At 46.5% G+C, this 13,179-nt stretch carries 9 protein-coding genes; 8 read left to right on the top strand and 1 reads right to left on the bottom strand.

The genetic code is table 11. From position 1 onward, the window contains the following. Positions 1-48: 48 nt before the first annotated feature. The gene (locus AC3DOM_RS00045) at positions 49-2,529 is read right to left on the bottom strand and encodes a GcvT family protein (protein ID WP_487916971.1); all 2,481 of its coding nucleotides are present in this window, start codon (positions 2,527-2,529) and stop codon (positions 49-51) included. Between the two features lie 248 nt (positions 2,530-2,777). On the opposite strand from AC3DOM_RS00045, the gene AC3DOM_RS00040 reads away from it, so the two are divergent. The 8 genes from AC3DOM_RS00040 to AC3DOM_RS00005 all read left to right on the top strand — a co-directional run bounded on the left by AC3DOM_RS00040 (position 2,778) and on the right by AC3DOM_RS00005 (position 13,166). Continuing rightward, a complete protein-coding gene (locus AC3DOM_RS00040; RefSeq protein ID WP_487916970.1) occupies positions 2,778-3,263 on the top strand; it encodes an Lrp/AsnC family transcriptional regulator in 486 nt (161 codons plus the stop codon). Between the two features lie 223 nt (positions 3,264-3,486). Next, positions 3,487-4,476 carry an ornithine cyclodeaminase family protein gene (locus AC3DOM_RS00035; RefSeq protein ID WP_487916969.1) on the top strand — a complete coding sequence of 330 codons (990 nt, stop codon included), beginning with the start codon at positions 3,487-3,489 and terminating at the stop codon, positions 4,474-4,476. Positions 4,477-4,627: 151 nt separating this feature from the next. After that, positions 4,628-5,938 (top strand): guanitoxin biosynthesis PLP-dependent transaminase GntE, encoded by a 1,311-nt coding sequence (gene gntE, locus AC3DOM_RS00030; protein ID WP_487916968.1) that lies wholly within the window; start codon positions 4,628-4,630, stop codon positions 5,936-5,938. Between the two features lie 69 nt (positions 5,939-6,007). Next, positions 6,008-7,345 (top strand): aminotransferase class III-fold pyridoxal phosphate-dependent enzyme, encoded by a 1,338-nt coding sequence (locus AC3DOM_RS00025; protein ID WP_487916967.1) that lies wholly within the window; start codon positions 6,008-6,010, stop codon positions 7,343-7,345. 1 nt (position 7,346) lies between these two features. Beyond that, on the top strand, positions 7,347-8,816 hold the full coding sequence (locus AC3DOM_RS00020) for a CoA-acylating methylmalonate-semialdehyde dehydrogenase (protein ID WP_487916966.1): 1,470 nt from the start codon (positions 7,347-7,349) through the stop codon (positions 8,814-8,816). A 44-nt stretch (positions 8,817-8,860) separates the two neighbouring features. Next, entirely contained in the window at positions 8,861-9,130 is a 270-nt protein-coding gene (locus AC3DOM_RS00015) for a B12-binding domain-containing protein (protein WP_487916965.1), read from the top strand. 87 nt (positions 9,131-9,217) lie between these two features. Beyond that, the gene (locus tag AC3DOM_RS00010) at positions 9,218-10,684 is read left to right on the top strand and encodes a trimethylamine methyltransferase family protein (protein ID WP_487916964.1); all 1,467 of its coding nucleotides are present in this window, start codon (positions 9,218-9,220) and stop codon (positions 10,682-10,684) included. A gap of 1 nt (position 10,685) precedes the next feature. Beyond that, positions 10,686-13,166, top strand: coding sequence for a GcvT family protein (locus AC3DOM_RS00005; RefSeq protein ID WP_487916963.1), 2,481 nt, complete (start codon positions 10,686-10,688; stop codon positions 13,164-13,166). Positions 13,167-13,179: the final 13 nt, after the last annotated feature.

Genomic DNA, 13,179 nt, shown 5'->3' with positions numbered 1-13,179 from the left:
TCATTTGATGAGCAACGGTCTTGTCATGATTATATTTCTACCGAAACCCTAGGAACGTACTCTTGTTCCTTTGGGATCATACATTGGACGCAGCGAAGCTTTGGCGGGGAAACGTTCACCAGCAATATCGATCTCGTATTTTCCGCTGTTGATGAAATCGTTAGTTGCGCCCTCTTCATTTTCTACAAAGCCCATTCCCATTGCGCCGCCAAGCGTAAAGCCATATGTGCCAGTTTGAAGGTATCCTACAATCTCTCCATCCCGGTAAATAATTTCGTTTCCGTAAAGAAGTGGTTCGGGATCTTCCAATAGGAACTGCACCATCCGATATTTGAGAGGTCCTCTTTCTTTATGTCGTAAGAGAGCATCTCGGCCTATAAATCCATTAGGTTTGTCAAATTTCACAGCAAATCCAAGACCGGCCTCGAGGGGGGTATCCATATTATCCATATCATGGCCGTATTCACGGTAAGCCTTCTCGATTCTGAGAGAGTTCAATGCCTGGAAGCCAGCGTGACGCAGGCCCAAACCCTGGCCGGCCTCCACTACTGATTCGTATACATGCGCTGAAAACTCGGCTGGGACATAAAGCTCAAATCCTAATTCGCCTTCATAGGTAACCCGCATTACCTGGGCAAGCGCATAATTTAGATCGATATTTTGTGAGGTCATATACGGGAAGGCTTCTTTTGAGACATCCACTGAGGTAATCTTTTGCATCAGATCGCGTGATTTTGGTCCCTGAATATTCATCAGTGTGTAGGCTGAGGTCATATCTGTAACAAAGGCGTGCGCCCCGTCAGGGATATGTTTCTTCAACCACATCAGGTCGTGGGTATAAAAATCACCGGCGCTGACAATAAAAAATTGATCCTCTGCAATCCGAGTGACGGTTAAATCTGCCAACATGCCACCCCGTTCATTCAGCCATTGGGTATAAACAACCCGGCCAACGGGAACAGCGACATCATTGGCGCAAATATTATTAAGGACTTTTTCTGCATCACGACCCTGCACGAGGAATTTCGACATGGAGGTTACATCCATGAAGATCACATCTTCGCGGCAAGCTTTGTGTTCTTCGGCCAGATATTCAAACCAATTCTGGCGTTTCCAGGAGTATTTTTCGACCTTGGCTTCTACCCCAGCCGGGGCATACCAATCGGGAATTTCCCAGCCCATGCCTTCGATAAAGAACGCGCCCGCCTTCGCTAATTGTTCATGAATGGCGGTTTTGCGAACGTTTCGGGCAGATTTATTTGCGAAATTAGGCCAAATAAGCTGGTATTGTAAACCCAGTGTTTCGACAGTTCTGTCAACCAGGAATTTTTGATTACCCTGGAATGGGAGGCATCTGGCAATATCGATATGCAGTGAATCAACGGGACAATACCCATCGACAATCCACTGAGCCATAATTTTCCCAACTCCGCCGCCCTGTAAAATACCCAGGGAATTTAATCCCGCAGCAACAAAGAAATTCTTTAGTTCAGGTGATTCACCCATGATCGGGCCGCCATCCGGTGTAAAACTTTCTGGTCCACAGAAGAATTTATGGATACCGGCATCTTTGAGTGAGGGAACACGTTCCATGGCGATCTCAACATAGGGCATCATGCGATCCCAATCGGGATTGATCTCTCCAAAAGCAAAATTCTTCGGGATGCCATCCATCCCCCAGGGAGCGGCGATTGGTTCAAAGAATCCGACCAACAGACCGCCCACCTCTTCCCTGAAATAGGAGTAAGCGCCAAAATCTTCAATGATGGGCAGATCTGCGTGTACTCCTTCCATCGGTTGGGTAAGCAAATAATAATGTTCAGCTGCCTGAAGGGGAACATTTACACCTGCCATTTTGCCTAATTGTCGTCCCCACAAACCCGCGCAGTTGACAACGATCTCTGCTTCGATCTCTCCTTTATCTGTGAGCACGCCGGTCACACGTCCGTTCTCTTTATTTATTCCAGTAACCTCAGTATCCTCAAAAATTTTTACTCCCCCCATGCGAGCGCCTTTAGCCAGCGCCATCGTAAAATCAACCGGGTTTGCGCGTCCATCTTCCGCGGTATAAAAACCAGCCAAAATATCGCTCGTTTCCGCCAGAGGCCACATCTTCTTGACTTCAGTGGGGGAAATTTCCTGGTAGTTGACTCCAAGTCTTCGAGCGGCAACAGCCATACGGCGGCGCTCTTCCAGCCACTCCGGGTCTGTGGCTAATTGCAGATACCCAATATCTCTAAATCCAGTGGATTGTCCTGTTTCTGCTTCGAGGGTTTTCATTAGCTCACGCGTGTAAGTTGAAATTTCAACGCTTAGTTCGTCTCCACTCGGTGTAACCACCAATCCAGCTGCATGCCAGGTAGTACCTGATGTGAGTTCTTTTCGCTCCAGGAGTACTACATCATCCCAACCAAGTTTGGTTAGATGATAGGCAACACTACAACCGATTACGCCTCCGCCAACGATCACAACTTGTGCATGAGAGGGAAGTTTACTCGAAGAATTGGGTTGGCTTTGATTTTTGGACATGGATACCTCCAGGGTCAATGAAAGATATATTTTGTAAATGATGTGATTAAAGGTAATCTTTTGGTTCATAAATCTACTAGAAAGCAGTATACCACGAATAGATGCTAATATTGCAGTATAATCAACAATATTATGACATAATGTTATAATATTGTTGATTATTGTTCTGATTTGTCATAAAGACCATTGATTTTTGTGCCTGATTGTGATATATTGCCAAAAATAATTGATTAAGAGAGAGAATTTCTATGCAGAATGTTAATCTTGATGGACAGGCAAAAATTGATGATGTCGATCGAAAAATCATCAAAATGTTAAGCGATGATGGCAGAACCCCATTTGCTCAGATAGCAAAACAATTAGGGGTTTCCACTGGCATGATACGTCAACGATATCACCGCCTTGTTGATGAGGGTGTTCTCCAGATCGTGGCCATTACAAATCCATTATTGATGGGGTTTGCAACAATGGCCCAAATTGGGGTCAAGGCAGATGTCAAACGTTTGGAAGAAATCGCAAATGAAATTGCATTATTTGAAGAAGTTATTTATTTGGTCTTACTTACAGGGAGCTATGATCTGCACGTTGAAGTTGTATGCAGAGATAAAACCCATCTGCTGAACTTCCTGACGAAAAAGCTCCATGCTGTCGAGGGAGTCAAAGAAGCTGAAACCTTTATGTACTTGAGTATTGCAAAAGAAAACTATGGATGGGTTGGAAATCTTGGTAGTTGATCACCAGAAAATCATACCCATCACTTATCTTGCATCTCGAGTTTATCTGATAAACATAATTTATCAGATAGATAGCACGGAAATATGTTGGAGGTGAAATATCCCTTAACCCCAAGTCAAATTTCTAAGAACAAACATCCAAGGCTGGCCTATTACAGGCTCATTTAGTAAGACTAAATTACCTCTAATCAAATGACCATATTACATCAAGGAGATCTATATCATGCCTCTACCAAATGAAATTCTCTACCTTACTGAAAAAGATGTTCAGAATACTATCTCAGTAGCCGAAGCTGTCGACCTGGCCGAGAAGGGCATCAGGGCCGATGGAGATGGCAAGGTCGTAGGTGATAAGTTTTATATGGATGTTAATGATGATGGTTTTGTCAAACCTTTCTCTGGTTATATTGCCGGGGAAGAGTATGCTTTTGTAAAATCCTTCAGCTATTTCCCCGGTAATCCCACAAAATACAATCGCCCAACCACTTGCTCACAAGTCATTCTAATTGACTACGAAACCGGATTACCCGCCTGTTTTATGGGAGCCGACTGGGTTACTGGTCTAAAGACAGCCGCCTCGACAGTTGCAACAACAGCCGTTTTGGCACGACCTGAGTCTGAGGTAGTAACCATTTTTGGCGCGGGAACATTGGGTCGGTTGCACCTGATGGCATTGGTTGAACGCTTCAAAATTACTCAGGCCTATTTTATTGATATCATTCCTGAAGCAGCTGAAAAATGTGCCAAGGACCTTCAAGCAGAACTTGGTTTTCCTGTCGAAGCAGTGTCGCTGGATGATAGAGAAAGCGTTGTAAGAAAATCCGATATTGTGTTTACCGTAACTACGGGCAGCCAGGAACTTGTATATCGTGATTGGTTGAAGCCAGGGACATTTATCGCCCGCCTGGGTTCCTATCAGGAAGTTAACCATGACGTCATTTTGGAAGCCGACAAAGTTATCTTTGATCGCTGGAAATACGTCAGCCCCAGAATTCCAGAAATAGTCGATTTGATTAAAGAAGGAAAATTTACTCGAGAGAGTGTCCATGCAGAGTGGCCTGATATCGTTGCTGGAAAAGCAACAGGCAGAGAATCCGCGGACGAAGTCATTGTCTTCATTGCCCTGGGTATTTGGGGCGAGTATGCAGCTATCCTGCCAGAAGTTTATCGGCGTGCAAAAGCAAAGGGCTTGGGGCAGGGTCTGCCTTTTTAGCCATTTATGGTTCATTGGCTCCCTGGGAATTGCCGGGGCCAAATGCGGATATGAGGGAGTTTTGCAAACCGCCATAGGGTTGCAAAACTCCCTCATATCCGCCAGCTACCACGGAGATTCCGAAAAATCTAAATTATTCAAAGGAGATTAAATGAGTATTCAAGGGAAAAAAACCCGTGAGCTTTTTCAAAAAGCAAAAGCCGTAATGCCTTACGGTGTAAATTCGAATTTTCGCTATTGGGGTGAGGATGACACACTAATCGCCACCCGAGGCGAGGGTACATACATCTGGGATGCAGATGGAAAACGTTATATCGATTATCGCCTGGGATTTGGTCCAATCATTTTAGGTCATGGTCACCCCGCTGTTGTAAAGCGAGTTCAAGATGCGATTCAAGATGGTACCGTTTTTGCCTGGACAACACCTTATGAGATTGAACTCTGTGAGCGGATTACCAAGATGTGTAATGTGGATAAGGTGCGCCTGACCAATACCGGCACCGAAGCTACCATGCATGCCTTGCGCATTGCACGGGCATACACCGGACGCGAAAAATTTATCAAATTCGAGGGACAATATCACGGCATGGCAGATTACTTCATGTATAGCACTGCCTCTGCTAATCCCGTATCTTTAGGTTCCAAACGCAGCCCGATCAACGTGCCGGCGACATCCGGAATCCCCAAAGGGATTAATCAATATGTGATCAACCTGCCCTACAATGATTTTGAGCGCCTGGAAGAAACCATCACGGCACAATGGGGCGATATCGCCGCTATTTTTGTTGAGCCAATGCTTGGCAATTCTGCTGGCGTTATGCCCCTACCGGGCTATCTTCAGAAAATGCGGGAGCTATGCGATAAATACGGTATTGTGCTGGTTTTTGATGAAGTCAAAACAGGCTTCAGAATGGCCAATGGTGGGGCACAGGCCTATTTCAATATCCAGGCTGATCTGGTGACCTACGCAAAATCCTTGGGGAATGGCTTCCCGATTGCAGCCATCGCCGGAAAAGAAGATGTCATGATGACAATTGAACCTGGCCTCATGGCTCATGGAGGCACCTATTCCGGAAATGTGGTTGGCACGGTAGCAGCAATTGCCACACTTGAAATTCTTGAATCTGAACAAATTATTGAAACCATCTTTAAGCGCGGTGAGTCTCTGATGACCGGGATTGGTGAAATTCTGACCGAAGCAGATATCCCGCATGCACTCCCGGGTGTGCCATCCATGTTTGGTATCGTTTTAGGTGTTGAAGAAGAACCGCACGATTTTAGAGAGTATTTCCAGGGCGATGGCGAACTTTACGAAAAACTTGCTTTGGAATTGATCAAGCGCGGTGTACAGCCTGACGGTGATGCCCGTGAACCCTGGTTCTTATGTGCTGCGCTCAGCGAAGAAGATGTAAGCGAAACCCTGAACGTTTTCAACGATGCGCTCAAAGCTGCAAAGGCATAAGTAGCTTACCGAATATTCGTACAGGGATACTATCCGAGACAGGATTGTATCTCTGATAAGTGAGGCTATATGGATCAAGATAATCAGGCATTATCAGCCGATGAGATTGTACAGTTAAGCAAAGAATACACATTCTTCTCCTGGTCAGTTCAATCTCAGGTCAACCCCATTCCAGTGGAAAAAGCGGATGGTGTTTATTTCTGGGATGCGACTGGAAAGAGATATATCGATTTTTCATCACAGCTAATGAACACAAATATTGGAAGCCAACATCCCAGAGTCGTAAAAGCCATTCAGGATCAGGCTGCAAAGCTCTGCTGCGTCCACCCCGGGAACACAACCGCACCCCGTGCTTTGCTCGGAAAAAAACTGGCCGAAGTTACCCCCGGAAAACTTAAGAAAACCTTCTTTACCCTGGGTGGCTCAGAAGCAAACGAAAATGCCATCAAGATCGCACGCGCTTACACAGGACGCCACAAAATTTTGGCACGTTACCGATCGTATCACGGTGCCACTTATGGATCAATTGCCCTGACGGGTGATTATCGTCGGTATGCGGTTGAACCAGCTATGCCTGGGACTGCACATTTTCTCGATCCATACTGCTATCGCTGTCCTTTTGGGCAGAAAGTGGAATCCTGCAAGCGGGAGTGTATTTCTCACGTCGAAGAAATTATTCAATATGAAGGCCCTGACAAGATCGCGGCCATCATCATGGAAGGCGTAACCGGTTCAAATGGCTTGATTGTCCCACCCGACGATTACTGGCCACGAGTTCGTGAGATTTGCGATAAATATGGCATCCTGCTTATATCAGACGAAGTGATGAGCGGCTGGGGACGAACGGGAAAATGGTTTGCGGTTGATAATTGGGATGTGGAACCAGATATTATCACAACGGCAAAAGGCATCACTTCGGGTTATGTTCCTCTTGGGGCTGTGATCGTTACAGAAGAGATTGCCAATCATTTTGATGATAATTACCTCTTCGCTGGCCTGACCTATAGCGGTCATGCATTGGCTTGTGCTGCTGCGTTGGCGACGATAGAGGTTTACGAAGAAGACAGCTTGCTTGAAAATGCCGCGACTTTGGGCAACTACCTTGGTGAAGTGCTGGAAGATATCAAAGAGCGTCACCCGTCAGTAGGTGATGTTCGTTATATCGGTTTATTTTCAACCATTGAACTGGTGGAAAATCGCGAGACCAAAGACCCCTTCCCTGCAGCTGTAATGGCTGAAGTGAAGAATACGTTGCTGGATAGCGGCTTATTTACCTTCATACTGGTCAAGGATATTGGGACAATGATTTTTGTAGTCCCGCCACTGTGCATTACAAAGGAACAATTAGATGAAGGCTTTGCTCTGGTTGAGAAAGCTTTGGAAGTTGCCGATAGGAAGGTGAAATAGCATGACGAAAATAATGAATTACATCAACAATGAGTGGGTGGAGCCGAAAGTAAGCGAATATACAGAGGTTATTAATCCTGCAACCGGTGAGGTGATCGCGAAGACACCATTATGCGGCAAAGATGAAGTGGATGCAGCGACAAAGGCGGCCTCTGAGGCATTTCCGGCCTGGCGGCAAACCCCGGTCCAGGATCGCATCCAATATCTTTTCAAGCTGCGAGATTTACTCAAAACTAACCACGATGAGATCGGTCGCATAATTACCAGAGAGTGTGGCAAGACCCTTGGCGAAGCTAAAGCTGAGATGGTCCGTGCCATTGAGAATGTGGAAGTTGCCTGTGGTATGCCGATGATGATGAAGGGCGAAATCGCAGAAGATATTGCCCCCGGAATTGACGAAATTATGCTGCGTCAGCCGCTGGGAGTCTGTGCTACGATCGCGCCCTTCAACTTCCCTGGCATGATTACATTCTGGTATCTGCCATACGCATTGGCAACCGGCAACACATATATTGTCAAACCTTCAGAAAAAGTATCGATGACCATGCAGTTCATCTTCGAACTGATTGAGCAGGTTGGCTTCCCAAAGGGTGTCGTCAATATGGTTCATGGTGCTAAAGATGCGGTCGATAGCATTCTCGATCATCCTGATATTCGTGCGATCACATTTGTTGGCTCGACGAATGTTGCCAAATATATCTATCGCCGCGCTGCTGAAAATGGCAAACGGGTGCAAGCCCAGGGTGGAGCCAAGAACCCGGTCATCATTATGCCAGATGCAGATATGGAAATGACAACCCAAATCGTTGCGGATTCAGCATTCGGTTGTGCAGGACAGCGATGCCTGGCAGTGTCATTAGCGGTAACTGTAGCAGAAGCTCGAAATAGTTTCACAGAATTGATCTGCGATGCCGCTTCATCTCGCACCGTTGGCTTTGGTCTTGATGAGGGCATCCAGATGGGTCCGGTCATCAGTCAGACCAGCAAGGAAAATATTGAGCAACTAATTGGTCTGGGAACGAAAGAAGGCGCAACCGCCCTGGTGGACGGGCGAGGAACAACTGTCAAAAATTATGAAGGCGGAACCTTTGTGCGACCTACAGTACTGGCAAACGTACAACCCGACAGTGAAATCTGGAAAACAGAAGTCTTTGGCCCGGTATTGAGCATGATGCACGTACAGACAATTGAAGATGCCATTAAATTGGCAAATAGTCACATCTATGGTAATCAGGCGAGCTTATTTACCTCCAGTGGGGCAGCAGCACGCAAGTTCCGTTATGAAGTGGAAGCCGGAAACGTAGGCATCAATATCGGTGTGGCTGCACCGATGGCCTTCTTCCCCTTTAGCGGTTGGAAAGACTCTTTCTTTGGTGATATGCATGGCCAGGGAATGGATGCTGTTGAGTTCTTTACGCAGAAAAAAGTTGTTGTTGAGCGTTGGCCGAAGGAATGGTCACGTAAGTTTTAACCCTCCCGTTTCCGGCGTCCCTCTGGCGTCTCCAGGAGAAAAAGATGACCGTTGAGATGCATGAAAAATTAGCTCAGGCAGTAATTGATGGGGATCCAGTTAGGGCAAAAGCCCTCGCATTGGAAGCAGTGGAAAAGGGATTGGATGCACGCGCTTGTATTACAGAATTAACAAAGGGGGTTCAGCATATCGGTAAACTGCATTCTGAGGGGGGGTGCAGTTTACTCGATTTGCTCAATAGTGCAAGTGCAGTCAAAGTGGCTCTCACTATATTGGAGCCAGTTTTAAACAAGAGCGAGAATCGAGAAATTTAGCCCCAGTTGTGCCCGATACAATGGATGGTGGTGGCAAATCAATATTCGGTAAAATGAAGGTGATAAAGGATTAAACCAGGAGATCATATGAATACCTATTCTGAAACACCAGATATTTTTTCAATTTCATCACACCAAAAAATAAATGTGCTCAGTCCTTCTGAGCTAGAGACACTAAAAAATGGCACATTGCAGCTCTTATCCGAAGTTGGTGTATCCTTCCCTACAAAAAAGGCGCTGACAATTTTTGCTGAGCATGGTGCTGATGTTGATTGGGAAAATGAGATTGTTCGTATCCCGCCAGATTTGGTAAAAAAAGCGATGGCTACCGCTCCTCGCAGTTTTGTACTTGGAGGTCGTGAAAAGCGCTTTGATCTCACTCTGGATGGAAAAGTTTCATATCTGACAACGGATGGGTGCGGGGTACATGTCATCGATCCGGAAACCCGTGAAAAACGCGCCTCCCAAAAGGCCGATGTCGCCATGATGGCGCGTGTTGGTGATGCATTACCCGCGGTCAGTTTTTTCTGGCCCATGGTCAGCGCCCAGGATTTTGGGAAAACTGCACCCTTGCATGAATGCCATGCAGGATTGACAAGCACCTTGAAGCATGTCCGTGGCGGAACGACCGTTCACCCTGAACTTGCTCCCGCTATTGTGGAGATGGCTACTGTGGTATCTGGCAGCGAAGCCGAAAGACGCCTCAGACCGCCCGTCTGCGCCAATATTTGTACAATTGCGCCTATGACTCAAGATGCTCATGGTATCGAAACCGCCTTGATCTATGCAGAAGCGGGAATTCCACAAAGCTTTATGGCCATGCCTACCATGGGCTCAACGGCTCCGGCTTCCGTACTTGGGGCAATAGTACAAGGTGATGCTGAAGTTATCAGTGCGATGGTCTTGATGCAATTAGCCCATCCTGGTGCCCCGGTAATTCACTCGATCATTACTTCAATCATGAATCCGCGTACAGGTGGCTATATTGGGGATCTGAACCTTCCCGTCAATTTTATCGCAGCGGAATTGGCACATGCCTGGAATGTACCCACATTGGGTGGTGGCTCATTTAGTAGTGATGCTCCTGATCTTGGTTGGCAATCTGCCTTTGAAACGGGCTTTGGCAGTTCACAAATCCCTCTGGCCGGTGGTGAACTTTGCGGTTATATGGGATTGATGAGTTCTTCCATGATCCTTTATCCAGAGCAACTTATTCTTGATAATGCGGTCGCCATGGATGTATATACTATGTACAAAAAGTTTGAATTCCAAGACCTTGATGTTTCTCTGGATGTAATCAAGGCGGTAGGCCCGAAGGGTCATTTTCTGCGAGAGAAACATACCCGAAAGCATATCCGTGATTTTCATTATTCACCAATTTTTCGCCAACTGGATGCTGCCGGTAGCTTGCGGGAACCGCGCGAAGTGGCAATTGAAGAATTCAAAAAGATATATAATACACATAACCCCGAGCCATTGCCTGATAGCGCTCTAAAGGAGATGGATCAGATAGTAGCTGCAGCTGATCGTAAAGCAAAAGAATTGGGAGAATAGCGTGGCAAAAAACCAAACTTCGGAAAAATCAGTCGATAAGCTTCCTGAACAAACAAAGGTTGTGATTATAGGCGGTGGTGTAATTGGTTGCAGCACTGCCTATCATTTAGCGAAGCTTGGTTGGAAAAATATTGTACTTTTGGAACGCGCCCAACTCACTGCTGGCACCACCTGGCATGCAGCCGGGTTGATTGAGGCCGGCGGCTTTTTTGATGCAACTACAGTTGAAATGACCAGATACACGCTGGAATTGTATAGCAGGCTGGAGAAAGAAACCGGCCAGGCGACAGGTTATAAAAATGTAGGTATGGTTACCCTGGCTTCTACTCCAGATAGGCTGGAAGAATTACGTCGCATAGCAGCCTTCGATCGCGAATTTGGTGTTCCAGTGGAAGAAATTTCTCCAAAGAAAGTCAAAGAACTCTGGCCCTTGGCGTTTACCGACGATATCCTGGCGGGATTCTATTCTCTCAATGATGGCCGCGTTAATCCCATTGATGTGACTATGGCATTGGCCAAAGGCGCTCGTATGGGTGGGGTTCAAATCTTTGAAGAAACTGCTGTTACTGGCATCACCAAGGAAGATCAACGGGTGACTGGGGTCATCACCAATAGAGGGGAAATCCAGGCAGAATATGTAGTCAATTGTGCGGGAATGTGGGCGCGAGAGATTGGAAAACTTGCAGGTGTAAACATACCTTTGCAGCCGACCGAACATTACTACTTGATCACCGATGCGATTGAAGGAATCCACGCAGATCTGCCTGTATTGGTGGACCCTGATAAATATTCCTATTTACGTGAAGAGGTGGGGGGCATCTTGCTGGGAATATTCGAGCCGGTCTCAGCTCCCTGGGCGTTGGATGGCATTCCAAAGGACTTCACCTTTGGCGAGATCAATCCTGATTGGGATCGAATGATGCCCTATGTTGAAGAAGCGATGAAACGTGTCCCGGCCCTTGAAAATGCCGGTATCCACAAATTCTTCTGCGGTCCTGAAAGCTTCACACCGGATCTGGGACCCATGATGGGGCTTGCTCCGGAGCTTGACAATTTTTTCGTTGCTGCTGGTTTTAACTCACTTGGCATTCTAACAGGAGGCGGAGCCGGGAAAGTAATGGCCCAGTGGATCAAAGACGGAGTACCAGACGTTGACATCACCGGGATTGACATCGCTCGTATGTCGCCTTTTGAGAATACACCGAAATATTTGAAGGATCGAGCGGTTGAAGTTCTCGGTTTCATGTTTGAAGATACCTATCCAAATAAGCAATTCAAGACGGCGCGAAATGTGCGCAAATCTGCATTCTATGATCGCCTGGCCGATGCAGGAGCCTATTTTGGAGTATATGCCGGAATGGAGTATCCGGATTGGTTTGCACCGGAGGGAGTTGAGCCAAAAGTCGAATACTCCTGGGGACGGCAGAATTGGTTTGAGTACAGCGCCGCAGAACATCTGGCCACCCGTGAAAATGTGACCATGCTGGATTATTCTGTGATGGGCAAAATTCTTGTTCAAGGACGAGATGCAGAAAAATATCTTAACCTGATCTGCGCTAATAACATTGCAGTTCCGGTCGGCCGCTGTGTTTATACCCAATGGTGTAACGAAACCGGCACAATTGAGGCTGACCTAACGGTCACACGCCTTGCCGAAGATCAATATTTGATTTTATCTGGTGACGCTACTTTAACAGCTGTGCAAGCCTGGTTGAGACGGCACATTCCTGTGGATGCACATGTAGCGATTACCAATATTTCTTCTGCCTGCAGCGTGTTGAACATTCAGGGACCAAAATCTCGTGAATTTTTGAGCACACTCACAAATGCGGATATGTCTAATGAGGCTTTTCCTTTCCTGACATCACAGGAAATTGATATCGGCTATGCACTGGTCAGGGCCATCCGCGTAACGTATGTGGGCGAGTTGGGCTGGGAGTTATACATTCCCTCCGAGTTTTCTTCGCATGTTTTTGATACCCTGGTGGAAGCAGGTGCAGATTTTGGTTTGAAACATATAGGATTACAAGCCTTGAATAATCTCCGGCTGGAAAAGGCATATCGTGATTATGGGGGCGATATTGACAATACAGATACTCCCCTGGAAGTTGGGTTGGGTTTCTTTGTCGATTTTGATAAACCCGGAGGATTTATTGGTCGGGATGCACTCTTGCGCCTAAAAGAAACAGGATTTAGATACCGCATGCCTCAGTTCCTGCTCGAAGATCCTGAGCCAATGCTATATTATGGCGAGATTATTTACCGGGATGACAAGCCTGTTGGATATATTATGTCGGGAGGCTATGGACACACATTAGGTGCATCTGTTGGGGTTGGCCCCGTTGAAAATGATGGAGAAACAGTATCCCTTGATTTCATCAAAAGCGGCACTTATGAAATAGATATTGCAGGTGTACGCTATCCTGCAAAGGCCTCTCTCAGGCCAATGTATGACCCCAAACTTTTGAGGGTGCGCACCTAAAAAATATTTTATT

The organism is Candidatus Desulfolinea nitratireducens (genome assembly GCF_982879505.1).
This window is presented reverse-complemented; position numbering and strand designations above follow the sequence as displayed.

Coding starts and splice junctions, on each gene's coding strand:
- AC3DOM_RS00010 (WP_487916964.1), top strand. CDS start 9,218: ATGAATACCTATTCTGAAACACCAGATATTTTTTCAATTTCATCACAC.
- AC3DOM_RS00020 (WP_487916966.1), top strand. CDS start 7,347: ATGACGAAAATAATGAATTACATCAACAATGAGTGGGTGGAGCCGAAA.
- AC3DOM_RS00040 (WP_487916970.1), top strand. CDS start 2,778: ATGCAGAATGTTAATCTTGATGGACAGGCAAAAATTGATGATGTCGAT.
- gntE (WP_487916968.1), top strand. CDS start 4,628: ATGAGTATTCAAGGGAAAAAAACCCGTGAGCTTTTTCAAAAAGCAAAA.
- AC3DOM_RS00025 (WP_487916967.1), top strand. CDS start 6,008: ATGGATCAAGATAATCAGGCATTATCAGCCGATGAGATTGTACAGTTA.
- AC3DOM_RS00015 (WP_487916965.1), top strand. CDS start 8,861: ATGACCGTTGAGATGCATGAAAAATTAGCTCAGGCAGTAATTGATGGG.
- AC3DOM_RS00035 (WP_487916969.1), top strand. CDS start 3,487: ATGCCTCTACCAAATGAAATTCTCTACCTTACTGAAAAAGATGTTCAG.
- AC3DOM_RS00045 (WP_487916971.1), bottom strand. CDS start 2,529: ATGTCCAAAAATCAAAGCCAACCCAATTCTTCGAGTAAACTTCCCTCT.